General features: G+C 65.2%; 18 protein-coding genes and 2 tRNA genes. 10 read left to right on the forward strand and 10 right to left on the reverse strand.

Annotation, left to right across the window (positions count from 1 at the left end):
• Positions 1 to 155: 155 nt before the first annotated feature.
• The 3 genes from ACP159_RS04310 to ACP159_RS04320 all read left to right on the forward strand — a co-directional run bounded on the left by ACP159_RS04310 (position 156) and on the right by ACP159_RS04320 (position 6,641).
• The gene (locus ACP159_RS04310; protein WP_425098404.1) at positions 156 to 4,334 is read left to right on the forward strand and encodes an EAL domain-containing protein; all 4,179 of its coding nucleotides are present in this window, start codon (positions 156 to 158) and stop codon (positions 4,332 to 4,334) included.
• A 380-nt stretch (positions 4,335 to 4,714) separates the two neighbouring features.
• Positions 4,715 to 6,094, forward strand: coding sequence for a methyl-accepting chemotaxis protein (locus ACP159_RS04315; protein ID WP_425098405.1), 1,380 nt, complete (start codon positions 4,715 to 4,717; stop codon positions 6,092 to 6,094).
• A gap of 199 nt (positions 6,095 to 6,293) precedes the next feature.
• On the forward strand, positions 6,294 to 6,641 hold the full coding sequence (locus ACP159_RS04320; protein WP_425098680.1) for a tyrosine-type recombinase/integrase: 348 nt from the start codon (positions 6,294 to 6,296) through the stop codon (positions 6,639 to 6,641).
• Here the strand turns inward: ACP159_RS04320 and ACP159_RS04325 are convergent.
• The 3 genes from ACP159_RS04325 to ACP159_RS04335 all read right to left on the reverse strand — a co-directional run bounded on the left by ACP159_RS04325 (position 6,598) and on the right by ACP159_RS04335 (position 7,434).
• Positions 6,598 to 6,673: transfer RNA gene (locus ACP159_RS04325), tRNA-Val, on the reverse strand. The two genes, ACP159_RS04320 and ACP159_RS04325, sit on opposite strands and share 44 nt — an antisense overlap.
• A 161-nt stretch (positions 6,674 to 6,834) precedes the next feature.
• Positions 6,835 to 6,909: transfer RNA gene (locus ACP159_RS04330), tRNA-Val, on the reverse strand.
• 12 nt (positions 6,910 to 6,921) lie between these two features.
• Positions 6,922 to 7,434 carry an HU family DNA-binding protein gene (locus ACP159_RS04335; RefSeq protein ID WP_425098406.1) on the reverse strand — a complete coding sequence of 171 codons (513 nt, stop codon included), beginning with the start codon at positions 7,432 to 7,434 and terminating at the stop codon, positions 6,922 to 6,924.
• A 246-nt stretch (positions 7,435 to 7,680) separates the two neighbouring features.
• Between ACP159_RS04335 and ACP159_RS04340 the strand changes: the two genes are divergently transcribed.
• The 3 genes from ACP159_RS04340 to ACP159_RS04350 all read left to right on the forward strand — a co-directional run bounded on the left by ACP159_RS04340 (position 7,681) and on the right by ACP159_RS04350 (position 8,914).
• Positions 7,681 to 7,869 (forward strand): hypothetical protein, encoded by a 189-nt coding sequence (locus ACP159_RS04340; protein WP_425098407.1) that lies wholly within the window; start codon positions 7,681 to 7,683, stop codon positions 7,867 to 7,869.
• A 179-nt stretch (positions 7,870 to 8,048) separates the two neighbouring features.
• Positions 8,049 to 8,522, forward strand: coding sequence for a tail fiber domain-containing protein (locus ACP159_RS04345; RefSeq protein WP_425098408.1), 474 nt, complete (start codon positions 8,049 to 8,051; stop codon positions 8,520 to 8,522).
• A 155-nt stretch (positions 8,523 to 8,677) separates the two neighbouring features.
• Positions 8,678 to 8,914: a ferrochelatase gene (locus ACP159_RS04350; protein WP_425098409.1), complete on the forward strand. Its 237-nt coding sequence runs from the start codon at positions 8,678 to 8,680 to the stop codon at positions 8,912 to 8,914.
• A 74-nt stretch (positions 8,915 to 8,988) separates the two neighbouring features.
• On the opposite strand, the gene lon is transcribed toward ACP159_RS04350, so the two are convergent.
• From lon to tgt, 3 genes are all read right to left on the reverse strand, one after another.
• On the reverse strand, positions 8,989 to 11,397 hold the full coding sequence (lon, locus tag ACP159_RS04355) for an endopeptidase La (RefSeq protein WP_425098410.1): 2,409 nt from the start codon (positions 11,395 to 11,397) through the stop codon (positions 8,989 to 8,991).
• A gap of 200 nt (positions 11,398 to 11,597) precedes the next feature.
• Positions 11,598 to 12,146 (reverse strand): hypothetical protein, encoded by a 549-nt coding sequence (locus ACP159_RS04360; RefSeq protein ID WP_425098411.1) that lies wholly within the window; start codon positions 12,144 to 12,146, stop codon positions 11,598 to 11,600.
• Positions 12,146 to 13,273 carry a tRNA guanosine(34) transglycosylase Tgt gene (tgt, locus tag ACP159_RS04365; protein WP_425098412.1) on the reverse strand — a complete coding sequence of 376 codons (1,128 nt, stop codon included), beginning with the start codon at positions 13,271 to 13,273 and terminating at the stop codon, positions 12,146 to 12,148. The genes ACP159_RS04360 and tgt overlap by 1 nt, the downstream gene beginning before the upstream one ends.
• 207 nt (positions 13,274 to 13,480) lie before the next feature.
• Here tgt and ACP159_RS04370 point away from each other — a divergent pair, with 207 nt between their 5' ends.
• From ACP159_RS04370 to ACP159_RS04385, 4 genes are all read left to right on the forward strand, one after another.
• Positions 13,481 to 15,214: a glycosyltransferase family 2 protein gene (locus ACP159_RS04370; RefSeq protein WP_425098413.1), complete on the forward strand. Its 1,734-nt coding sequence runs from the start codon at positions 13,481 to 13,483 to the stop codon at positions 15,212 to 15,214.
• Positions 15,211 to 16,170: a glycosyltransferase family 2 protein gene (locus ACP159_RS04375; RefSeq protein WP_425098414.1), complete on the forward strand. Its 960-nt coding sequence runs from the start codon at positions 15,211 to 15,213 to the stop codon at positions 16,168 to 16,170. Before ACP159_RS04370 ends, ACP159_RS04375 begins: the two co-directional genes overlap by 4 nt.
• A gap of 202 nt (positions 16,171 to 16,372) precedes the next feature.
• The gene (locus ACP159_RS04380; RefSeq protein ID WP_425098415.1) at positions 16,373 to 17,818 is read left to right on the forward strand and encodes a DEAD/DEAH box helicase; all 1,446 of its coding nucleotides are present in this window, start codon (positions 16,373 to 16,375) and stop codon (positions 17,816 to 17,818) included.
• Positions 17,819 to 17,959: 141 nt separating this feature from the next.
• Complete coding sequence (locus tag ACP159_RS04385; RefSeq protein ID WP_425098416.1) at positions 17,960 to 18,328, forward strand: PilZ domain-containing protein; 369 nt, start codon at positions 17,960 to 17,962, stop codon at positions 18,326 to 18,328.
• A gap of 11 nt (positions 18,329 to 18,339) precedes the next feature.
• Here ACP159_RS04385 and ACP159_RS04390 read toward each other — a convergent pair whose 3' ends face one another.
• The 4 genes from ACP159_RS04390 to nuoN all read right to left on the reverse strand — a co-directional run bounded on the left by ACP159_RS04390 (position 18,340) and on the right by nuoN (position 23,121).
• Complete coding sequence (locus ACP159_RS04390; RefSeq protein ID WP_425098417.1) at positions 18,340 to 20,007, reverse strand: ribonuclease J; 1,668 nt, start codon at positions 20,005 to 20,007, stop codon at positions 18,340 to 18,342.
• A complete protein-coding gene (locus tag ACP159_RS04395; RefSeq protein WP_425098418.1) occupies positions 20,004 to 20,798 on the reverse strand; it encodes a type III pantothenate kinase in 795 nt (264 codons plus the stop codon). The genes ACP159_RS04390 and ACP159_RS04395 overlap by 4 nt, the downstream gene beginning before the upstream one ends.
• Before the next feature lie 11 nt (positions 20,799 to 20,809).
• Positions 20,810 to 21,541: a biotin--[acetyl-CoA-carboxylase] ligase gene (locus ACP159_RS04400; protein ID WP_425098419.1), complete on the reverse strand. Its 732-nt coding sequence runs from the start codon at positions 21,539 to 21,541 to the stop codon at positions 20,810 to 20,812.
• Between the two features lie 137 nt (positions 21,542 to 21,678).
• On the reverse strand, positions 21,679 to 23,121 hold the full coding sequence (gene nuoN / locus ACP159_RS04405; protein WP_425098420.1) for an NADH-quinone oxidoreductase subunit NuoN: 1,443 nt from the start codon (positions 23,119 to 23,121) through the stop codon (positions 21,679 to 21,681).
• Positions 23,122 to 23,123 lie beyond the last annotated feature (2 nt).

Consider the following 23,123-nt stretch of genomic DNA (forward strand, 5'->3'; position numbering starts at 1 on the left):
TCTGGCCCATGGACTTGCGCGGAATGCTTTGACGGAATCGCGGCCCGACCGAACGGCACCCGCGTCGGCGCTTCACGATTCATTAACCAACCTTGCTTTACCACGGAACAGTCAGGCCTCCGGTGGTCTGGACAGCCAACCGAGGTCAGGACCGCGTGCTACACTTCACATCGTCTAACCGAGACGCGAGACACGAGGCTCCACACACCGCCTTTGCCCGGATCACCCTGCTGGGTCTGTGTATCTTCCTGCTTGCCGAGAGCGCGGCGACCCTGATGCCGCCCGACTGGATCGCGGACTGGGTCCCTGCGTGGTCCATCCACCCCGGCACCCTCGCCTTCGACCTGGTGCTCCTGGCCTTGCACGCATTGCGGTACGACGGCGACCACGCGGCAAGGCCGGTCAGGCGTGCCGGGTTCCTGATCCTCCTGCTGGCGAGCGCGCTCTTCCTGCAGGTCCGGCAATGGGAGGCACAGGGCGTGGCGCCGGACCGGCTGCTGGAGTTGATCGGAGTCGCCGGGGCGCCCCGCCATGCCGGCACGGCGACGCTGCTCGGATTCGGGCTCTTGTCAGCGTCCGGTCTGCTTCAGACGCTGGCCGGCAACAGGCGCACCGCGTGCTATCTGTCGACCGCGCTGCTGACCGTGGTGGCGCTGACGGCCTTCGTCCACCTCGAACAATGGCTTCTCGGCCAGACGGACCGGCATACGCCGGGCCTGCCCCCGTCCGAGGCCATCATGCTGTTCTGCCTCGCCTGCCTGCAAGCGAGCGCTCCCGGCACGCGGCGGATCTTCTGGAACCCGGATACGCCGCGGGCCAATCTCGCGCTGTGGACCATTGCCGGGGTGCTTGTTCTGTGGTCGCTGCTGGAAATCCGCAGGGGCGCGGCGGACCTTGGCCTGGTGCTCACGCTGCTGCCCTTCGCACTCGGCGCCCTGCTCGTCGTCGAGGTGCTGTGGCGCCCGGTCGAGAGCAGCCGCACGCCCGCCGGAACCGGAACCGGAGCCAGCGCCGACCAGCCGCAGGCGCTTGTGCCCGTGCCGCCCGCCAGGGTGTCGCTGCTGGGGCTGGAGCGTCGGGTGACCTTCGGCGCGTCGGCGCTCGGGCGGGCCTTGCACGACCTCCTGCTCATCTATCTGCTCTGCGTCGTGTCCAGCGCCATGAGCCAACAGTCCGAGGGGCTGGCGACCCTGTGGTGGGCGAATGCGGCAACGGTCTACCTGATGATCTCGCGCCCGCTCGGGGATTGGCCGCTGGCGCTTCTGGCAAGCGGGGCAGCGATGCTGGCGGCCAACATGACGTCCGGGCATCCGGCGACAGCCGCGGCGCTGATGACCCTCGTCAACCTGGTCGAGGCCGTTATCTTTGCCTTCTTCCTGCGCCACCAAGTCAACATCACGGTTGTGGACCGCCGGGTGCAGCCCTACGAGATGACGCCCGGCACGCTGGTGATGCTGCTGCTCGCCTATGCCCTCGTCAGCCTCGCCGGCGGGGCCGTCGCCTCGGCATTCCTCGCCCCGATGCAGGGCCCGGAGCGCGCGGCGATCTGGCAGGCCTGGATGATCGGCGACATGACCGGGGCTCTCGCGGTCTTTGCGCTGGCAGGCGGTGCCATCCGGGTGCTGCACACCGGGCAGGCCCTGGCAAACCGGGAGCTTCTGCCAACGCCGGTGCTGCACATGGTCCTCGGGGCCCTCGCCGCCGCCTGCGGCTTTCTCGCGGCGCGGCCCGAACCCTTGCTGCACGACATCGCGACCTTCGGCATCACGCTGGTGCTGGCGCTGTCGCTGCTGCACAACGCGGTATGGGAGGCGGCCAAGGGCCTGTTCGCCTGCACCTTCCTGTTCTGTCTCGTGACCAGCCTGCAACAGGCCGGCCCGCACGGGTTCGCCTGGAGCGCGGTCCTGAGCGGCGAGATCGCCTTCCTGCTTGGCGCGGTGGTCAAGCAGGTACACACCGCGCAGGTCCGGACCGGCATCGCGCTGGCCGACCAGAGCCCGGCGATGCTGGCTACCTACGACGCGCGGGCGAAGATCCTTTCGGTCTCCGAGCGGCTGGCCACCTTCGTCGGACGTCCGCGCGCACGGTTGCTCGGGCGCAGCCTGAGCGAGGACGGGCTGCTGACGCTGGATTCCGACGCGGCCGCCCGCGTGCAGGCGGCATTCGACTCCGGCAGCATGGAGCGTGTCGTGGTCACCGGCAGCCTTCGCCGCGCGGACGGACAACGGCGGGCGGTGATCCTTGACCTCCAGCCCAACGCGGAACCTGGCCTCGCCTTCCGCTGCGCCGTGCAGTTCACCGACGTCTCGGACAGCAAGGCGGCCGAAGCGTTCAGTCAGGCCCTGTTGAGCCAGACCGATGCGATCATCGTGGTTCAGGGCGAGGACGGGCGCGTGCGGGCGGTCTCCGATGCCTGGACCCGGTGCACCGGCTACACGCTCGAGGACACCGTCGGCTTCGATCCGGCAGGCGCCGCGACGCCGCAGGACCAGCCTGCCCCCCTGCCCGGCGACCATGGAAACACCGGGGCGTCACAGATCGACGGCGGCCACCTGCGCCGCGAGATCCGGGCCACGGACGGGCGCCGCATCGTGTTCCACGTCCGTTGTGGCCGGCATGTGGTCAATGGCGAGACGCTGGCGGTCATGACCCTGACCGATGTGACCGACCTCGAAACACAGCACAGGGCGCGGATGCAATTCGTCGACGACAGCCCTGCCCCGATGCTGGTGCAGGCCGAGGATTTCACCATTCTCGCCGTCTCGGACGGTTTCAAGCGGCTGACCGGCTACAGCGACGCCGACCTCATCGGACAGGACGCGAGCCTGCTTGTGCCGGTCGAGGATCGCGGTGCGATTTTGGAACAGCGCCGGACCGCTCATCCGTTCGGCCTGCTGCGGACCGACCACCGGCGCGTGCGCACCAAGGACGGGCGCGTCCTGCTCATGCGTCGAGACGCCGTCTCCACCCGCAGCCTGCTCACCGGCGATCCGCTGGTGATGTCCACGCTGACTGATCTGACGGAAGAGGAACTGGCGAAGCAGAAGCTGGCGGATGTCCTGACCAAGGACCCGCTGACCGGCCTCTATTCGCGCCGCTACCTGACCGATTTCATGACAGGGGACGGCGAGGCACGCTGCATCATCTCGCTCGACCTCGACTACTTCAAGTCGGTCAACGATTCCTTCGGCCATGCGATCGGCGACGACTTGCTGCGGCGGGTTGCGGCGGTCCTGCGCGATCTGATCCCCGCACAGGGCGTTGCCCTGCGCATGGGGGGAGAGGAATTCGCGGTGATGACCAAGTGGATGGGCTGGCGTGCGGCGCGGGTTGTCGCCGAGGCGCTGCGCGAGGCCATCGCGGAAATCGAGATCGGGGTCGCGCAGGGCACCATCAGCCGCACCGTCAGCGTCGGGGTGGCGCACTGGGCGGACGGGATGACCTTCGACGAGGCGCTCTCGCTTTGCGACCATGCCCTGCGGACCGCGAAACGGCTCGGACGCAACATGGTCGTGCTCGCGGACGAAGACTTCGCCCAGTCGATCCGAAGCTCACGCGCGACGCTCGAAGAGGTCGAGGCGGCGATGGTGGCAGAAGAGATCACCTACCATTTCCAGCCCATCGTCGATGTCGAAGGCGGCACCACCGTCGGTTTCGAGGCGCTGGCACGCTGGGTCCTGCCGAACGGGGAGGTCAAGCACCCCGACTACTTCCTCGAGGCCTATCTCAATCTCAAACGCCAGAGGAAATGGCAGGGGTATCCCTATCGCGTCCTGTCGAAGGCGGCAGCCGGGCTCGAAGGATATCCAGACGCTTTCCTGAGCGTGAACCTGCCAGTGTCCTTCGTGTCCTACCCCGGTGCGGCACGGCGCATCTTCTCGGTCTGGGGGCCGCTGCTGTCGCAGCGTCGCGTGGTGCTGGAACTGTCCGAGCAGAGCATGACCGAGCGGCTGGAATTCGCCGTGCTGCGGGAGGAACTGGTCCGGCTGCACAATTACGGGTTCGAGATCGCGCTGGACGATTTCGGCCGTGAGGCCAGCAATCTCGACCGGCTGATCGACCTTCCGATCCAATGGCTGAAACTCGACCGCTGCCTGGTCTCGCGCAGCGACCAGGACGAGAAATCCGCCGAGCTGCTTCGGCACATGCACCAGATCTGCGAGACCTTCGGCGTAGGGGTCATCGCCGAAGGCGTCGAAACCGCGCAACAAAGCGACAAGCTCAGGGAGCTGGGAATCGCCATCCAGCAGGGCTTCCTGCTCGGGGCCGCGCAGCCAGCCTTCCTGCGCACCGCGCCGATCAGGACAGACCGGACGCTCGCGCAGGTCGGCTGAAGGCGGAGGAGACCGCGCCGCGGAACGCGGAATGGGGCACGCGAGGCAAACGCCTAGGCCGGGAGGGCGCGCCGGGAAGACAGCCTCATCTTGCGCCGCTCCAAACCATCCGCATGGAGACTTCGAAGGAAAATTTGACGACGGCCGACCCCGGGCTGGTCGGCAACGTCCTGCCATAAGCCGGTGGGTTCTGCGACTGCGACGGGCTACAAGCCTTTGGAAAACCGCAGGACCCACCGCTCTCCAGGGAGAAATTGTCCCGGATCTGTCGTCCGTTCCTCGCCCGGGCATGCGGGAGTACGGACAATTCTAACATTAGGGGATCCTTTCCGTGGCCGAATTACACATTCCCGAGCGCAACCCGAATCAGAGTCAGCCCGATGTTCACAAGATCGAAGCAAAAGACGAACCCGCAGAGCGAAGCCGCCCTGGCACAGGCATTCTTTTCGGTGGTGAACCGCACGCAGGCAACCATCCAGTTCAGGACCGATGGCACGATCATCACGGCAAACGAGAACTTTCTGAAAGCCCTGAAATACAGCCTCGATGAAGTGGTCGGGAAACATCACTCGATGTTCCTCGATGCCGACTACGTGAAATCGGACAGCTACAGGCAGTTCTGGAAAGACCTCGCCGCGGGAAAGTTCTTCACCGACCAATTCCCGCGGGTCGCAAAGGATGGATCCGTCGTCTGGATTCAGGCGACTTACGCCCCTTACATCGAACAGGACGGCAGCATCTCCCGGGTAATCAAGATCGCGACCGACATCACGGAGCGGCAAAACGGGATCGAAAACCTGTCGCAGGGCATCAATCAGCTGAGCCTTGGCAACCTCAGCCACCGTGTTCCCGACTGCGGCGTGCCGGACATCAGAACGTTGAACGATGCCTTCAACACGGCGGTCGAGAAACTGTCATCCGCCATCGCTGCGGTGAAGGATGTATCCGATACCGTCGCCAACACCGCCGACGAACTTGGCACCGCCTCTTCCAGCCTCTCCGCGCGGACGGAAACCCAGGCGGCGACCCTGGAGGAGACGGCCGCCGCCATCGACGAACTGACATCGACCGTCAAGGCCGCGGCCGCCGCCGCCAAGGATGTCGAAAGGTATTCGGACGGCGCGAAAGCGACAGCGGAAAGCGGCGGCAAGGTGGTCGAGGATGCCGTCCTGGCCATGGCGAACATCGAAAAATCGTCGAAACAAATCAGTCAGATCATCGTCGTCATCGACGACATCGCCTTCCAGACCAATCTGCTTGCGTTGAATGCCGGTGTCGAAGCGGCACGCGCCGGCAAGGCCGGACTGGGTTTTGCCGTCGTCGCTGCAGAAGTGCGCATGTTGGCGCAACGGTCCGCCGAAGCCGCGCAAAACGTCAAGGCGCTCATCGAGGACAGCACGAAACATGTATCCACCGGCGCCAAGCACGTGAACCATGCCGGGTCCGAGTTGGAAAAGATCGTGGCAAGTGTGTTCAAGATTTCCGGCAGCATTGCCGAAATTGCGCGGGGCGCGGAAGAACAGTCTGCCTCGCTCTCGGAGATCAACGCGGGTGTTGGCAACCTGGACATGGTCACGCAACAAAACGTCGCGATGGTGCAACAGGCCATCGCCGCAAGTCAGGTCCTCAAGAGGGACGCTCGCGAACTCGCCCGGCAAACTGCCGCGTTCCGGACCTCGCCCGATGAGCGCACACCCGCAGCCGACAGCAACAAGGACGCATCGGCCATGAACAGGCAGGCCGCCCGCCGTTCTGCCTGAGCGCTTCGGAGAACCGGCTGGTTGGACGGCCCGCCATCCACCGAAGCCATCTGCCGGTTGCGTGTCACGGAAATTCACGGCGCGCCTTCGCTGGCGCCCGGACACGCAATACGCGGCGACTCCGGTTGCTTGGAGAGGTTGGAGAACGAATGTTCGATGAACGGTCCGGAAACCCGAACCGGCGGTCATCCTGGAAGCCATCCGGACCGGACTCAAAGCCGCCGTCAGACAGGCCGGAATAGGTAAACTGCACATCCATCACCTTCGGCACACCACCGCCGGCTGGACACTGTCCGAAGGCATCCCCGTCGCGAAGGTGGCCCAGGTCCTCGGACACCCGGACATCTCGGTGACCTGTCGGACATTTGGCCCCTCCCTGCCGGAGCGTATGGCGGATGCGGTGCCCGCGCTGGACTTCAGCCTGCGAGAGCGGAACTCTCGACCAGCTTGGGTTCAAAGAACCGCAAAGCACTACGCAAATCCGGCAAAAACTCAATGTTTTCTGGTGGGTGATGAGGGACTCGAACCCCCGACATCTTCGGTGTAAACGAAGCGCTCTACCAACTGAGCTAATCACCCGGTGCCGGGGCTTTTAGCGGTCCGGGACGGGGCTGGCAAGATGGATGCCGACCGGAAATGTGCTTTTCCCCCTCCCCCCTGACCAAGCGCTCCCCGCTCCGCCCGGGGCGACTGCCGGGCAAACCAAAAGGGCCCCGGCGATGTGCCGAGGCCCTGGAAACTGGTGGGTGATAAGAGATTTGAACTCCTGACATCTTCGATGTGAACGAAGCGCTCTACCACTGAGCTAATCACCCGTGCGGCGGGTCTTAGCCTTCCTCGCCAAGAGGATCAAGAGGGTCCTGCGCGGAATTTTCAACTTGTTTCGATTGACGCAGGCGCAGGTTGATCACGCGGGCATTGTCCCGCTCCTTCACCGCCACGTGCCGCGCCTTGCCAAGGCCGCGCAGGTTCAGCGCACGGCCATCCGCCAGCGCCTGGCCCAGGATCGCGAGCGTCGCCTCGACGGCAGGTTTGGCATCGCGCTTTCGCAGGCCGCTGCGCTCGACGACGAGGTCGATCAGCTCGGCCTTGTTCAGGGCCTCGGCCAACGGCGTGCTCGTCTCGGCCGGGTCTGGCGACTCGGCGGAGGTCGCGGCCGCGGCGGCGTCCGGGTCGACCGGGACCGCCCCGGTCACCGCCTGTGCCGCGCGCGCCTTGCCGCGGCGGGCCTTGCCCGGGCGTTTGCGGCGCGGAGCCGTTTCCTCGGGCCGTGTTTCGTCCATCGTATCGCCCTCCACCCCGAACATCGGTTCGGCGTCGGTGTCGCGTGTCATGTCCATGCTCGTCTCTTCCACAAAGAGTACCTTCGGGACCGTGGGCCGGCCCCATGCCTGTTTTTCTTCTTGTCCCGCCGCGCCGCGGTGCCCGCCGGTTTCCTGCCTCGATCAAGCGGAAAGCCGGAGCGGATTGCCACAGCGCTGCAGCGTCATGCTAGCGCGGAAAGGTAAAAATAACCAGCACTTGCTTGACAGGGCATGGCGAGCGGCGGCAGTCTTTGCAGCGCTTTAACGAAACTGGGGACTGACATGAAAAACCTAGCCACTGCCATGGCTCTCACCGTCGCCGCCACCGCCGCCTGCGCGGATGGTTACGCCGACCCGATCGTCGAACCCGTGGTGATCCGCGAGGCCGCCGCACAGAGCAGCGCGCCCTCGGCGACGCTCGTCATGGTGCTCGCCACCCTGACGGTTTTCGGGGCGGCGCTGTCCCACTGAGACCGCGCCCCAACCCGGCAAGACGATGTGAACGCAGCAGGTCCCGGCCCGCTGCGTTTTCTCTTGTTTCAAAGAATTCCTTTGCAGAATGCCAACTTGGAGTTACCCTACGTCATGCGGGATCGCTGCCTTGAGTCCGCAAAACCCATTTTTCAAACAATCCGTTGTCGGGGGACACCATGAAAAAACTCTTGCTCACCACTGCCTTGACCGCCGGGATTGCCGGGGCGGGATATGCCGAACAGGCACAGCCGAGAATGGCGAAGGAGACGCTGCGATCCGACATGATCGTCTCGTCGCAATCGGCAGGATCCTCATCCAGCGTCGGCCTGCTCGTGCCGCTCATGTTCCTCGTGATCCTCGGGGTCGCTGCGGCCAGCGGCGGCGGTGGCGGTCACTACTACATCAACCCGAGCGATTACGGCTACTACGTCAGCGACGCGTCGATGAAGACCGACATCACCCGCGTCGGCCAGACCGCCTCTGGCCTGCCGCTCTATCACTATCGCTACAAGGGCTATCCGAACGTCTTCGAAGGCGTCATGGCGCAGGACCTGCTGGAGCTGCGGCCCGAGGCGGTGAAGCGGCACAAATCCGGTGTTCTGCTGGTCAACTACGACGCCATCGACGCCGAACTGAAGCTGATCCGCTGATCGGCGCTCGGGCGCGGTCACAACCGGACAAGAGACACTGTGCCGCCTGTGACGGGGCGGCATGGCCCCACGCGGTGCGTCTCGATGGCACGGCGGGGGCCGATGGTCGGTACATGGTGATCCGGTACACGGACAAACAACCTGAGGGGAACACCATGATGAGAATCTTGATCGCTGGCGTGATCGCCGGCGCATTGGCGAGCGACGCCTATGCCGACTCCGCCAAACCCGCCATGACGAAGGACGCGCTGCTCTCCGACCTGATCGTCTCGACGCGGCAACAGCAATCCTCGTCGGCACCGGGCATCCTCGTGCCGCTGATGTTGCTCGTCGTTATCGCGGCGGCGGTCTCGTCCGGCTCCGGCGGATCTGACCGACTGTTCTACGACTGACAGCCCGGGGCTGGGTTTGAAACGCGAAAGCGCCGCGTGATCCACGCGGCGCTTTCCTTTTTCCGACAGGCGGCTCAGTGGGCGGTGACGCCCGCTTCCGCCTCTTTCGCCTTCGCGGCGGCAGCGGCGGCGGCCTCTTCGGCTTCCTCGTCCCATTCGATGGGCTTCGGCGTGTCGATCAGCGCCAGCTTGAGCACTTCGGAGACGTGCTTGACCGGGATGATCTCCAGCCCGTCCTTCACGTTGTCCGGCAGTTCCGCCAGGTCCTTCACGTTCTCCTCCGGGATCAGCACCGTCTTGATACCGCCCCGCAGCGCCGCGAGGAGTTTCTCCTTGAGGCCGCCGATGGGCATGGCGTTCCCCCGCAACGAGACCTCGCCGGTCATGGCGATGTCCTTGCGGATCGGAATGCCGGTCAGCACCGACACAATCGACGTCACCATGGCGAGACCGGCAGACGGGCCATCCTTCGGCGTCGCGCCGTCGGGCACGTGCACGTGGATGTCCATCTTGTCGAAGCGCGGCGGCTTCACCCCGATCTGCGGCGCGATGGAGCGGACATACGAAGACGCAGCCTCGATCGACTCCTTCATCACGTCGCCGAGCTTGCCCGTCGTCTTCATCCGGCCCTTGCCCGGCAAGCGCAGCGCCTCGATGTGCAGCAGATCGCCGCCCACGGAGGTATAGGCCAGCCCGGTCACGACACCGACCTGGTGCTCCTCTTCCGCCAGACCGTAGCGATGCTTGCGCACACCAAGGAAGTCGTCGAGGTTTTCGGAGGTGACGTGCACCGTCTCCACCTCTTTCTTGACGATCTTCGTCACGGCCTTGCGCGCCAGCTTGGCGATGTCGCGCTCGAGGTTCCGAACCCCCGCCTCGCGGGTATAGTAGCGGATGATGTCCACCAAAGCGCCATCGTCGACCACGAATTCCTTCTTCTTCAGACCGTGGTTCTTGATCTGCTTGTCGAGCAGGTGCCGCTTGGCGATCTCCAGCTTCTCGTCCTCGGTGTAACCCGAGAGCGGGATGATCTCCATCCGGTCGAGCAGCGGCCCCGGCATGTTGTAGCTGTTCGAGGTCGTCACGAACATCACGTTCGAGAGGTCGTATTCCACCTCAAGATAGTGATCCACAAAGGTCGAGTTCTGCTCCGGATCGAGCACCTCAAGCATGGCCGACGCCGGATCGCCCCGGAAATCCTGACCCATCTTGTCGATTTCATCGAGCAGGATCAGCGGGTTGGTCGTCTTCGCCTTCTTCAGCGCCTGGATGATCTTGCCCGGCATGGAGCCGATGTAGGTCCGGCGGTGGCCGCGGATCTCGCTCTCGTCCCGGACGCCGCCGAGCGAGATGCGGATGAACTCACGGCCCGTGGCCTTCGCCATGGACTTGCCGAGCGAGGTCTTGCCGACACCCGGAGGGCCGACGAGGCAGAGGATCGGCCCCTTCAGCTTGGCCGAGCGCGCCTGCACCGCGAGATACTCGACGATGCGCTCCTTGACCTTGTCGAGGCTGTAGTGATCCGCATCGAGGATCTCCTGCGCCTTGTTCAGGTCCTTCTTCACCCGGCTCTTGGTGTTCCACGGGATCGAGAGCATCCAGTCGAGGTAGTTGCGCACCACCGTCGCCTCGGCCGACATCGGACTCATGTTGCGCAGCTTCTTGAGCTCCGCCTCTGCCTTGTCCTTGGCTTCCTTGGAGAGTTTCGTGCGGCCGATCTTCTCTTCGAGCTCGGCAATCTCGCCCTCGCCCTCCTCGCCGTCACCGAGTTCCTTCTGAATGGCCTTCATCTGCTCATTCAGGTAGTACTCGCGCTGGGTCTTCTCCATCTGGCTCTTGACGCGGGTCTTGATCTTCTTTTCGACCTGCAGGACGGACATCTCCCCCTGCATCAGGCCATAGACCTTCTCCAGCCGCTCGCTCACCGCCAGCGTCTCCAGAAGCGCCTGTTTCTGCGGCACCTCGATCCCGAGATGGCCGGCCACGAGGTCGGCGAGTTTCGCCGGTTCCTGCGCCTCGCCGACAGCGGTCAGCGCCTCCTCGGGGATGTTCTTCTTGACCTTCGCATAGCGCTCGAATTCCTCGGCGACCGTATGGGTCAGCGCCTCCACGGCGGCCTCATCGCCCGGCATCTCGGTCAGATACTCGGCGGAGGCCTCGAAGAAGTTCGGATTGTCGAGATATTGCGTTATGCGCACGCGGCTCTGCCCCTCGACCAGCACCTTCACGGTGCCATCGGGCAGTTTCAGCAGTTGCAGCACACTCGCCAGCACTCCGGCCTTGTAGATGCCGGAGGTCTCCGGATCGTCCTCGGACGGGTCGATCTGACTGGCAAGCAGGATCTGCTTGTCGTCGTTCATCACCTCTTCCAGCGCCCGAACGGATTTGTCGCGCCCCACGAAGAGCGGCACGATCATATGCGGGAACACCACGATATCGCGCAGCGGCAGCACCGGGTAAGAGGGATTGAGGGGAAGTTTCATGCTCGTATCCTGTTCTTGGCAAGGGTCCCGGCCCCGAATTGCGGCAGCCTCGGGACCCTCCGGTCTCGGATTATGTAGATGGGGTGGGTTAACGGATTATCAACCCGCGCATCCCCATCGGGATGGCTGGCAGAATGCCGCTTGCCGCGATCCGGCGCAAGGACAAGAATGGTCGGCCTGCGGGGAAATGGCTGTCTGGGTTACCGCTTTGGCCAGGGGCGCAGCAGCACTGTCTCGGTGACGTGCAGGACACCCTCGTCCAGCGTCGCCATGTACTCGGTGATTTCCAGAATACGGTCGTCAAAATAGGGGATCAGCGTCACCTGCCCGTCGATCTTCGTGCCACCAAAGGCCATCGCCACCGGGATCACCAGCTGCGGCAAGGCCTCCGGTCCGCAGAGCGTATCGGACAGGGTATCGGCGATGTCAGGCCGTTCCGTGGTGTCGAGAACATCGTCCACCCGGTCCACGTCATAGGGACGCGGATCGGCCAGCATCATCTGCTGCGGTGCGCCGAGCACGCCGTCGAGGAAGGAGGACTCCGCCATGCCCGCCCCATCCAGCGTCAGCTTGTAGACCTGGGACGCCATCAGCTGCGAGTCGGTTGCGCTTTCGATGGAAAGACTGCCGCGCCTGAGCCACGCCCCTTCGATCCGGGCAAAGACCTCTGCCGCATCGGTGACGTTGCAAAACCCCTCCGCCGCCGCCATCCCGGGGAGCAAGAGCGCAAGACAAACCGCGATCCGCATCATACCGCCTCGATATCCCCAAGTGCCCGCTCTGCATGGAAATCCGCTTCCCACGCGTCGAACCGGCCTGCCGCAATGGCTTCCCGCATCCCCAACATGATCTCCTGAAAGTAATGCAGGTTGTGCCAGGTCAGCAGCATGCCGGAAATCATCTCCCCGGCGCGATACACATGATGCAGATACGCACGGGAATAGCTTCTGCATGCGGGACAATTGCACGTTTCATCCAAAGGACGCGGATCGTCCGCATGTCGGGCGTTCTTGATGTTGACCTGCCCTCGCCGGGTCCAGGCCTGCCCCGTGCGCCCCGAGCGTGACGGCAAGACGCAGTCCATCATGTCGACGCCGCGCTTCACCGCGCCGACGATGTCGTCGGGCTTGCCCACGCCCATCAGGTAACGCGGCCTGTCCTCCGGCAGGAACCCCGGCGCAAAATCCAGGCAACCGAACATCGCCTCCTGCCCCTCGCCCACCGCCAGCCCGCCAATGGCATAGCCGTCAAAGCCAATCGCTTTCAAAGCCTCCGCGCTCTCCTCGCGCAGGTCCTGCTCGAGACCGCCCTGCATGATGCCGAAGAGCATATGCCCCGGACGATCCCCAAAGGAATCACGCGAGCGCTGCGCCCACCGCATCGACAGCCGCATGCTTTCCGCGATCCGGTCCCGGTCCGCGGGCAAGGCAGGGCATTCGTCGAAGGCCATCACGATGTCCGAGCCCAGCAGCTTCTGGATCTCCATCGAGCGCTCCGGGCTCAGCATATGCTTCGACCCATCGATATGAGACGAGAACCGGACCCCCTCCTCCGTCAGCTTCCGCAAACTCGCCAGGCTCATCACCTGAAAGCCGCCCGAATCCGTCAGGATCGGCCGCTCCCAGTTCATGAACCTGTGCAAGCCGCCGAGCCGCGCAATCCGTTCCGCCCCGGGCCGCAGCATCAGGTGGTAGGTATTGCCGAGCAGGATATCCGCCCCGGTTGCCCGCACGCTCTCGGGCAACATGCCCTTCACTGTCGCCGCCGTGCCAACCGGCATGAAGGCCGGGGTCCGGATCTCGCCGCGCGGGGTGGAGATCACGCCAAGCCGCGCCCGCCCGTCCCGCGCCTGAACTTCGAAGGATGTCTGTGTCATGCCTCCCATTAGCCCCACGCCAAGGGCCTTGGAAAGCCCCTGTGCTTCTTCTTGGTCCAAATACCCCAGAACACCCTCTGCCCCGGCCCCCGCCGCCCGTGGAACACAGCTCCCTCGCCACACAGCGCCAGAACAAAGCGTGCCGAAGGCACTCCGCGTGGGAGAGACCCGCTTGCCGAACGCCCGCCGCCCCGCCAGAGTGGAGCCATGAGCAGCACATACCCCGGCGGCATGCCCGCACTTCTGACGCAATACGAGACCCGCCGCGACGCCTTCGATTACGCCCCCGGAGAGGGGCTGCCGCCCGGTGACATCGCCCTCGCACCGCTGGCGGATCGCCTTGTCATCGACCCAGGCCAGGACCCGGCGGAAGCACCGCCGTTCCGGTCCTCCTACCACCGCAAGCGGTTTGCGCTCCGGCAGGAACTCACCGGCCTGTCGGAACTCGCCTGTCTCAACGGCATCCTCATCGCGCATCTGCGCAAGCGGGACTGGCCCGATCACGCCCCCGCGCTGTTCCGCCGTCTCTGGGCGGAGCACGCGGCGCATCTGATCGACCAGCTGGACGCCCGCTGGCTTGTCTCCGCCGTCACCACATTCGGCGACCATGGCGAAACGCCCGCGCAGCGCAGCACCGGCCTTGCGCTCTCCACACTCTTCGGGGCGATGAAGCTCTACGAGTCCGAGCGTCTTTATTCCGGTCACACGCCCGACCAGCCCTTCACTCTGGACGGCAAGGCGCGGGCCAAGCTGCCGATGGAGATGGACAGCTACGCGCTCACCTCCGGCGGGCTTGACGTCAACCTGATCGCCCGCCTCTGGCAGGAGGCGGATCAGGACGCGGTGATCCGCCCCCTCGCCCACCGCCTCCTGACCCTGCTGATCGAGGACGACCGCACCGTGATGCGCCGCCTGATGACCATGCGCCAGCGCAAGGCCCGGCGGGAGACCGCGCACAAGACCGGATCGAACAGCGCGCCCTCCCCCGCCCGCGCCGCGTCTCTGACCGCCGATACGCTGCGCTGGGGCCTCGTCAGCACGATCAAGGCCACGCTCCCGGAGATCGCCCGTTTCGCCGCGCATCACATCACCCTGGGCGCCCATGCTCTGCACATTCATCTGGACGAGCCGGACGCAAAGGCCGCCGCCTTCCTCTCCCGGCATCCGGCGATCCACGTCATCCAGTGCGACGATGCCTATTGGCAGGCCACCGGCCGCGCCCGCATGGCGGAACACCAGCGCCGGCAGGCCTACAACGCCACGCGCGTGCTGCGGCAGGTCGGTGACAGCCTCGACTGGCTCGGTCACATCGACGTGGACGAGTTCCTGATCTGCGACACGCCCATCGCCGACAAGCTGGCGACCGTCAATCCGGATACCGTCATCGCCCGCATCCCGCCCGCCGAGGCGCTGGCCCCGAAGGACGGCACGGCCCGGCACTTCAAGCTGACCCACAAGCAGGCGGGCGTGCCAAAGGCCGTCCTGCAGGATGTCTATCCCACCTTCGGGATGCACCTCTACGGCGGGTTCCTGTCGCACACCTCGGGCAAGATCTTCGCCCGCACCGGCATTCCCGATACCCGCCTCGGCATCCACACCATGAAATACAATGGCGAAGATACCACCAACCGGACCAAACCGCCCGGCCTCTACCTCGCGCATTTCCACGCGCCCAGCTGGGACCATTTCCGCCGTCACCTGAAATTCCGGCAGGAGAAAGGCTCCTACCGTCCGCGCTCGGAGCGGACCGAACTGGGACAGGCGGAGCTGCTGAAATTCGTCGCTGAGGAAGAGGGCGACATGGGGCTGTTCACCGTCTTCGAGGAGGTCTGCGCCGATACGCCGGAGCTGCGCGACCGCCTCGCGGAACGGGGCATGCTGCTGACCCATGCCTTCGACTTCGACGCCGCCGTGATGCGTGTGTTCGGAGAGCTGCCATGAGTGACCTGCCGCATTGGGGCGTGATCTCCACCATCAAGGCGCCGCTGCCCGCCGTGCTCGATTTCGCGGCCTGGCATCTCGAACTCGGGGCGCATCGGCTCTACCTCTATCTCGACGATCCCGCGCCCGAGACGCAGGCGCTGCTCGCGGCGCATCCGAAGATCAGGGTCTGGCAAACCGATGCGGCCTGGTGGCACAAGCGCGGCGGCAGGCCGGAGAAGCACCAGGTCCGTCAGTGCAGGAACGCCCGACATACCAACAACCGCACGCCGGAAGTGGACTGGCTCTGTCACATCGACGTGGACGAATTCCTGCTGCCCGCCTACCCGATTGCCGAACAACTGGCAGAGCTGGACCTGAACACCCTCTGCGCCCGCATCCGCCCGGTCGAAGCGCTCGCCCCCGGCAAAGGCACCGCGCCGCAGGATACCGCCTTCAAGGCCTTTCACCTCGACCAGCACGAGCGCCAGCGGGCGGCGGAGGACTGTTTCCCGACCTGGGGTGCACATCTCTCCGGCGGGTTCCTGAGCCATGTGGCGGGCAAGCTGTTCTTCCGCAGCGGCCTGAAGGGCCTCGACATCCGCATCCACAACGTCACCCTCGACGGCGTGCAGAACCCCGGACAGGTGGACCTGACCTCCTGCGAATTGGGCCATTTCCACGCAGCGACTTGGGAGCACTTCCTGAACGCCTTCCGCTTCCGCCTCTCCAAAGGCTCCTACCGCGCCGAGCTGAAACCGCAGGTACGCAAGGACGGTGCGCTGAGCCTGCACGACCTGTTCACCCGGATCGAAGCGAACGGCGGCGAGGATGCGCTCCGCGCGTTCTACACCGAGGTCTGCACCGCCACCCCTGCGCTTTGCGACAAACTGGAGGCGCATGGCTTGCTGAGGCGGCGCGTCATGGCCCTGCCCGGCCTGCGGCACAAGCACTTCCCCGGCTACACTCCGGCCTGAAACCGGGAACTGTCCCCGTTTCGGACACAATCGGCGGCGGTTGCTTCCAATGCAATCCAGCCTGCAATTGACCTTTGTGCACAATTTGACTAAGGCAGCGCACACGAGTCACGAACGCGGCACATCGCGGGGTCATACGGGCCTTGACTCTCATACGGACGCGCAGGCCATGGTTTCAAGTGCCTGCATTGATCGGACAGGCATGACGGATACCAATATCACCCCGAAATTCGCGGATCTCAATCTCAATCCCAAGGTCCTGAAGGCCATCGAAGAGGCCGGATACGAGACCCCAACGCCGATTCAGGCGGGCGCAATTCCCCCGGCCCTCGAAGGCCGCGACGTACTCGGAATCGCCCAGACCGGCACCGGCAAGACCGCCTCCTTCACCCTCCCCATGATCACCATGCTGGCCCGTGGCCGCGCCCGGGCGCGGATGCCGCGTTCGCTGGTGCTCTGCCCGACGCGGGAACTGGCGGCGCAGGTGGCGGAAAACTTCGACACCTACGCCAAGCACGTGAAGCTGACGAAGGCGCTGCTGATCGGCGGCGTGAGCTTCAAGGAACAGGACACCCTGATCGACAAGGGCGTCGACGTGCTGATCGCCACGCCGGGCCGCCTGCTTGACCATTTCGAGCGCGGCAAGCTGATCCTCTCGGACGTGAAGGTCATGGTCGTGGACGAGGCCGACCGGATGCTCGACATGGGTTTCATTCCCGATATCGAACGCATTTTCGGCCTGACGCCCTTCACCCGCCAGACGCTGTTCTTCTCCGCCACCATGGCACCGGAGATCGAGCGCATCACCAACACCTTCCTCTCCTCGCCCGCCCGCATCGAGGTGGCCCGGCAGGCGACCGCCTCCGAGACCATTGACCAGGGCGCGGTGATCTTCAAGGCGTCCCGCAAGGACCGCGAGGCCACCGAGAAGCGCCGCGTTCTGCGGGGCCTGATCGACGGCGAGGGCGAGAAACTGACCAACGGCATCATCTTCTGCAACCGCAAGGTCGACGTCGATATCGTTGCGAAATCCCTGTCGAAATACGGCTATGACGCGGCGCCCATCCACGGCGATCTCGACCAGTCGCAACGCACCCGGACGCTGGACAGCTTCCGCGAAGGGCGGCTGCGGCTGCTGATCGCCTCTGACGTGGCGGCGCGCGGACTGGACGTGCCCTCGGTCAGCCATGTGTTCAACTACGACGTGCCGGGTCATGCCGAGGATTATGTGCACCGCATCGGCCGCACCGGCCGCGCCGGGCGCTCGGGCAAGGCGCTGACCATCGTTGTGCCGCGCGACGAGAAGAACTTTGCCGCCGTCGAGGCGCTGATCCAGAGAGAAATCACGCGCGTCGAAAGCCCGGTTCAAACCGGCGCACCGGAAGCCGATGACGCACCGAAGGACGAGGGCCGCAGCCGTCCCAGCCGCTCCCGGAGCCGGTCCCGCGCAAGCGAAGACCGCGCACCACGCCAGGACTCCCCGTCCGAAGCCCGCAGCGAACCCCGCGCCGAACGCGCCCCCCGCCCGGACCGCAATGACCGCAGCGACCGGGGCCAACGCCGCGGCGGCGACAGTGCGGTTGTCGGAATGGGCGACCACATGCCCGAGTTCATCGCGCTCAGTTTCGACGAACGCCGCGCCAGCTGAGGCGCGGCGGACGCTTCGGACAATCCACTTCAATCTGCAGGCAAATCTCGGCCGGCCCCGGTCGTATGGTCATGCACTGTTAAGGCTAGCTTTACGTTCCATGCCGTACCGTCAACCCGATGGTAATGAGTGGAACGACCAATGTCCGAGTTGACAAATCCCCTTCCAGCCGACGGCGCGCGACCAGGCCGCGCCGACGCGCTCGAAGACAAATATCGCAAGATGCGGTCCGACGACCGGATCGACTGCCACATTGCCGCCCATGCGGTGCAGGATGGTTACCGGGTGCCTTGCACCGTCCTCGACATCTCGCCCGGCGGTGCCAAGCTGCAGTTCGACTCGCTCTCGACGCAGTCCATCCATGACCGCCCCATAGTGCTCGACATCCCGCACATCGGCGGACTGCCCGCCACCTTTCGCTGGCGTGCCGGGGACCGCGGCGGCGTGATCTTCACGCTGTCCGAACTGAACCAGTCCGCACTCCGCCGGAAACTCGCCGAATACTTCTGAGCGCCGCCGCCTCACATGAGGCGGCTGATCACCACCGTCACTTCGGGTTTCTTTCCGATCTCGGTCTGGGCCGTCTGCCGCACGATCCGGCGCAGGCCCTCCTCGATCTTGTCATCGTCGGTCAGCGTCTTTGTCCCGGCACGGCCCAGCCATTGCGACAGGTCCTCTTCGAGAATGTCCGTCAGCGGCGCATTGGACCGGCCGATCTCCGCCAGCCCCATCAGCTCGCACCAGGGCTCGCCCAGAACCTCGTCATCCTCGTCGATCAGCACCGTCACCACCACATGGCCGTTGAGCGCCATCCGGATGCGATCCCGCACGATACCGTCCAGCGCCCCGATCTGCACCGACCCGTCGAGATAGGTCCGCCCGGTCTCGATGTATTCCGCCACGGTCGGCGCGTTGCCGGTGAGGTCGATCATCATGCCGTTGACCGCCAGGACCCCGGTGCGCCCCTTGCTCGCCGTCAGCTTGACGTGCTCACGCAGGTGCCGGTGCTCACCGTGCATCGGCACCACGATCTGCGGTTGCACCACGTCCTGCAGGGTCTCGAGATCCGGCCGGTTGGCATGGCCCGAGACGTGATAGAGCCCGTTGGAATCGTCCACCACATCCACGCCCATCTCCGAGAGCTGGTTCATGATGCGGATCACGCCGCGCTCGTTGCCCGGGATGGTCTTGGAGGAGAACAGGAACAGATCGCCCTCCTTCAGCGAAATCCCGTTGTACTTGCCCCGCGCCAGCTGCGCCGAAGCGGCGCGACGTTCGCCCTGCGAGCCGGTCACCAGCAAGAGCAGGTTCTCGCGCGGGATCTGACTGGCTTCTTCCGGCGAGACCACCGTGGGGAAGCTGCTCAGGACGCCGGTTTCAACCGCCGCCTCGATCATCCGCCGCATGGCCCGGCCCATGAGGCAGATCGACCGCCCGGCCCGCGCACCCGCATCCGCCAGCGTCTTCACCCGCGCCACGTTGGAGGCGAAGGTTGTCGCCACCACCATGTGCGGCGCGTCGGCGATCAGCTTCTGCACGTTCGGGCCTAGCTCGGCCTCCGAGCGCCCCGGATGCTGCGAAAACACATTGGTGGAATCGCAGATCAGCGCCTTCACGCCCGGTTTCGCCACCTCGGCCCAGAGCTCCGGGTCCCATGGCTCGCCCACCAGCGGTGTCGGATCGAGCTTGAAATCCCCCGAATGGATCACCCGTCCGGCGGGCGTGTCGATGACCAGAGCGCTGCTTTCCGGGATCGAGTGCGAAATCGGCAGGAAGCCCACGGTGAACGGCCCCTCCGTCACGGTCTCCGGCCATTTCGACACGGTCCGGACCGCCTTCCCCTCGATGCCATATTCGTTCAGCTTGTGCCGCGCGATGTTCGCCGTGAACGCCCGCGCATAGATCGGTGCGCCGAGCGCTTCGAAGGTATGGCCGATGGCGCCGACGTGGTCCTCATGCGCGTGGGTCACGAAGACCGCCTCGATGCGGTTGCGGTTTTCCTTGAGCCAGGTGATGTCCGGCAGGATCAGGTCCACCCCGGGAGTGCCGTCCATGTCCGGGAAGGTCACGCCGAGGTCGACGACGATCAGCCGCTCCTCCCCCGGCTTGCCATAGCCGTAGACATAACAGTTCATGCCGATCTCGCCGGCACCCCCAAGGGGAAGATAGATCAGTCGTTCATCGCTCATACGTCTTTGGCCTCTGCCTCGGTCAGTCTCTTGTTGTAGGTGTGGATGACGGTCAGCCCATGCATGGTCAGGTCATCCTCGATCACGTCGAAGAGCACTTCGCCGCTGGCGAAAAGCGGCGCAAGGCCGCCGGTGCCGATGACCTTCATCGGTTTGCCGTACTCCGATTTGATGCGCTCCGTGATCCCCTGGATCAACCCGACGTAGCCCCAGAACACGCCGGACTGGATACAGCCAACCGTATTGGTGCCGATGACCTTGTCCGGCTGGGTGATGTCCACATGCGGCAGCGCCGCCGCCCCCTGGTGCAGCGCTTCGAGGCTGAGATTCACGCCCGGGGCGATCACGCCGCCAACATAGGCCCCGTCCTCGGCCACCACGTCGAAATTCGTCGCCGTGCCGAAATCCACCACCACGCAGTCGCCACCGTGCCGGTCGAACGCGGCCGCGGCATTCGCCAGACGGTCCGGCCCGACCCCGGTTCCGGCATCGACGCGCGGCGCGTTCGGCAGCCGGCATTCCGGCTTGCCGACGACGAGCGGGCGGCAACCGAAGAACCGGTCCGAAAAGACACGCAGGTTCCAGACCACGCGCGGCACGGTCGAGGAGATGATCACATCGGAGATCTTCGCCTTGATGCCGTAGTGGGTCACAAGCGTCGAGTACCAGGTGAAATAGGCATCCGCAGTGCGGCTGTGATGGGTCGAGGTGCGCAGGGTGCAAAGGAACTTCGTGCCGTCCCAGATGGAAAACACCGTATTGGTGTTGCCACAGTCGATGCAAAGCAGCATGGCCGCCCCTTTCAGAAGAAAACATCCGCCGCGGCAATCGCGCGGCGGGCTTCGCTGGTCTTTAGGACAAGATTGCCGCTCTCGTCCACCGTCTCGAATGTACCACGAAACACCTGTGTCCCGGTACGCGCAGTGATCTCCTCGCCCAGCCGCGCCGCCCTGGAAAGCCAGGCCTCCCGGATCGGCCCGAAGCCGTAGGTGACAAAAGCCACCTCCCGCACGGCATAGGCCGCCGCCAGCGCCTCCAGCATCTGCTCCGGCAGGACCCGCTTGCCGGTCTCGGCCAGGAGCGAGACAGGCGCCACCGCCCCCGGCTCCACCTGGTCCACCCCCGGCGCGGCGATCAGGTTGACGCCGATGCCGATGACCAGATGCCCGGCCACGCTCTCCAGCAGGATACCCGCCAGCTTGCCGCCATGCAGGAGCACATCGTTCGGCCATTTGAGCGCCAGACCGGATGCATCACCCGCCAAGGCCTCAAGCGCATCGTACAGGGCCAGCGACGCCACGAAGCTGCGCAGCGCCATCACCTCCGGAGGCTCCTGCGGACGCAGCACAAGCGACGCGGCGAAATTCCCCGGCGGATTGACCCAGGGGCGCCCCCGCCGCCCCCGCGCCGCGGTCTGCCTCAGCCCGAGGATCCACTCCGGCCCGGCCAGCGCCCCGGCAATCCGGGCCCCCTCGGCACTGGTGCTGTCCACCTCCGCCAGCACCCGCCGCCCATATCCGTCCGGCCAAGCCATCTGTGCCGCCCCTTGTTTCCAATTGCCTGAAATATCCCGTGGTCTGGAGCAGCGCTCCAGAAGGCCGCAGGCCTTTCATCCAAAAACAAAGCGACGCGCCCGAAGGCGCGTCCCCTTTTGACAACCGCTGCGCGGCGTCAGTTCACCAGCGTCGCCGCTGCCGCCTGCGCCACCCCTTCGATGCCGAAGAGGTTGACGACCCCGACCACCATGATCAGCGCCGAGGCCATCAGGAAGCCCCAGAGCACCGGCGACTTGCCGCCATCGAGTGCATCCTCCCGGTCGTCGCCGAAGTACATGTAGTAGACGATCCGCAGGTAGTAGAACGCGCCGATCACCGAGGCCACCACGCCCGCAATCGCCAGCCAGGCCATGTCCGCCTCATAGGCCGCACGCAGCACATAGAGCTTGCCGAAGAAGCCGACCAGCGGCGGCACACCCGCGAGGGAGAAGAGCAGCACCAGCATGGCCAGTGCCTTGCCCGGCTCCTTCTTCGAGTACATGCCGAGCGCCGCGATATCCGTCACCGGCTGGCCGTCGCGCTCCATCGACAGGATGAAGGCGAAGGTGCCGACGTTCATCGTCACGTAGATCGCCATGTAGATCAGCATCGCCTGCACGCCGAGCGCCGAGCCCGCCGCGAGCCCCATCAGGGCAAAACCCATGTGCGCGATCGAGGAATAGGCCATCAGGCGTTTGATGTCGGTCTGGCCGATCGCCGCAACGGCGCCGTAGAACATCGACAGCACGGAGAGCAGCGCCACGACCTGTCCCCAGTCATGGGTGGCACCGCCGAAGGCGTCATGCATCACCCGTGCAAAGAGGCCCATGGCGGCGACTTTCGGCGCGGTGGCGAAGAAGGCGGTGACCGGCGTCGGCGAGCCCTGATAGACGTCCGGGGTCCACATGTGGAACGGCACGGCGGACACCTTGAAGGCCAGGCCGGAGATCAACAGCACGAGGCCGATCAGCAGGCCGACGCTGAGGTCGCCCTCACCCGTCGCCTTGACGATCCCGGCAAAATCCGTGGTCCCGGCAAAGCCGTAGATCAGCGAGCAGCCATAGAGCAGCAGGCCCGAGGAGAGCGCGCCGAGGACGAAGTACTTCAGGCCCGCTTCCGTCGACTTGACCGAATCCCGGCGCAGCGCCGCGACCACGTAGAGCGCCAGCGATTGCAGCTCCAGCCCCATGTAGAGCGACATCAGGTTGCCCGCCGAGACCATCATCATCATGCCGACCACCGCCAGCGCGACAAGCAGCGGATATTCGAACCGCAACAGGCCCCGCTGGGCCATGTAGCCCTCGCTCATCAGCAGCACGGCGGCGGCGGAGAGCAGCAGCGTCACCTTGGCGAACCGGCCAAAGGCATCGTCGATGAACATGCCGTCGAAGGCCGCGCCGCCGGTGCCGCCGGCGGTGCCGATCCAGAGGGCGACGAGGATGAAGAGCCCCGAGGTCGTCCAGACCAGCACCGGGGCCAGCTTGTCCTTGCCGGTGTAGACCGCGCCCACAAGCGCACCCATGGCAAACAGCGCCAGCACGATTTCCGGCAGGATGGTGTTGAGATCAGCCGAGATCATGT

This window comes from Tropicibacter sp. S64 (assembly GCF_049803835.1).
Classification (GTDB): Bacteria; Pseudomonadota; Alphaproteobacteria; order Rhodobacterales; family Rhodobacteraceae; genus Pacificoceanicola.

What these genes read in the sequence shown, in the direction of transcription:
- ACP159_RS04350 (WP_425098409.1), top strand. Translation starts at nt 8,678, where the DNA reads ATGATGAGAATCTTGATCGCTGGCGTGATCGCCGGCGCATTGGCGAGC.
- ACP159_RS04395 (WP_425098418.1), bottom strand. Translation starts at nt 20,798, where the DNA reads ATGCTGCTTTGCATCGACTGTGGCAACACCAATACGGTGTTTTCCATC.
- ACP159_RS04345 (WP_425098408.1), top strand. Translation starts at nt 8,049, where the DNA reads ATGAAAAAACTCTTGCTCACCACTGCCTTGACCGCCGGGATTGCCGGG.
- ACP159_RS04375 (WP_425098414.1), top strand. Translation starts at nt 15,211, where the DNA reads ATGAGTGACCTGCCGCATTGGGGCGTGATCTCCACCATCAAGGCGCCG.
- ACP159_RS04385 (WP_425098416.1), top strand. Translation starts at nt 17,960, where the DNA reads ATGTCCGAGTTGACAAATCCCCTTCCAGCCGACGGCGCGCGACCAGGC.
- lon (WP_425098410.1), bottom strand. Translation starts at nt 11,397, where the DNA reads ATGAAACTTCCCCTCAATCCCTCTTACCCGGTGCTGCCGCTGCGCGAT.
- ACP159_RS04370 (WP_425098413.1), top strand. Translation starts at nt 13,481, where the DNA reads ATGAGCAGCACATACCCCGGCGGCATGCCCGCACTTCTGACGCAATAC.
- ACP159_RS04340 (WP_425098407.1), top strand. Translation starts at nt 7,681, where the DNA reads ATGAAAAACCTAGCCACTGCCATGGCTCTCACCGTCGCCGCCACCGCC.
- ACP159_RS04360 (WP_425098411.1), bottom strand. Translation starts at nt 12,146, where the DNA reads ATGCGGATCGCGGTTTGTCTTGCGCTCTTGCTCCCCGGGATGGCGGCG.
- ACP159_RS04335 (WP_425098406.1), bottom strand. Translation starts at nt 7,434, where the DNA reads ATGGACATGACACGCGACACCGACGCCGAACCGATGTTCGGGGTGGAG.
- nuoN (WP_425098420.1), bottom strand. Translation starts at nt 23,121, where the DNA reads ATGATCTCGGCTGATCTCAACACCATCCTGCCGGAAATCGTGCTGGCG.
- ACP159_RS04315 (WP_425098405.1), top strand. Translation starts at nt 4,715, where the DNA reads ATGTTCACAAGATCGAAGCAAAAGACGAACCCGCAGAGCGAAGCCGCC.
- ACP159_RS04380 (WP_425098415.1), top strand. Translation starts at nt 16,373, where the DNA reads ATGACGGATACCAATATCACCCCGAAATTCGCGGATCTCAATCTCAAT.
- ACP159_RS04400 (WP_425098419.1), bottom strand. Translation starts at nt 21,541, where the DNA reads ATGGCTTGGCCGGACGGATATGGGCGGCGGGTGCTGGCGGAGGTGGAC.
- ACP159_RS04390 (WP_425098417.1), bottom strand. Translation starts at nt 20,007, where the DNA reads ATGAGCGATGAACGACTGATCTATCTTCCCCTTGGGGGTGCCGGCGAG.
- tgt (WP_425098412.1), bottom strand. Translation starts at nt 13,273, where the DNA reads ATGACACAGACATCCTTCGAAGTTCAGGCGCGGGACGGGCGGGCGCGG.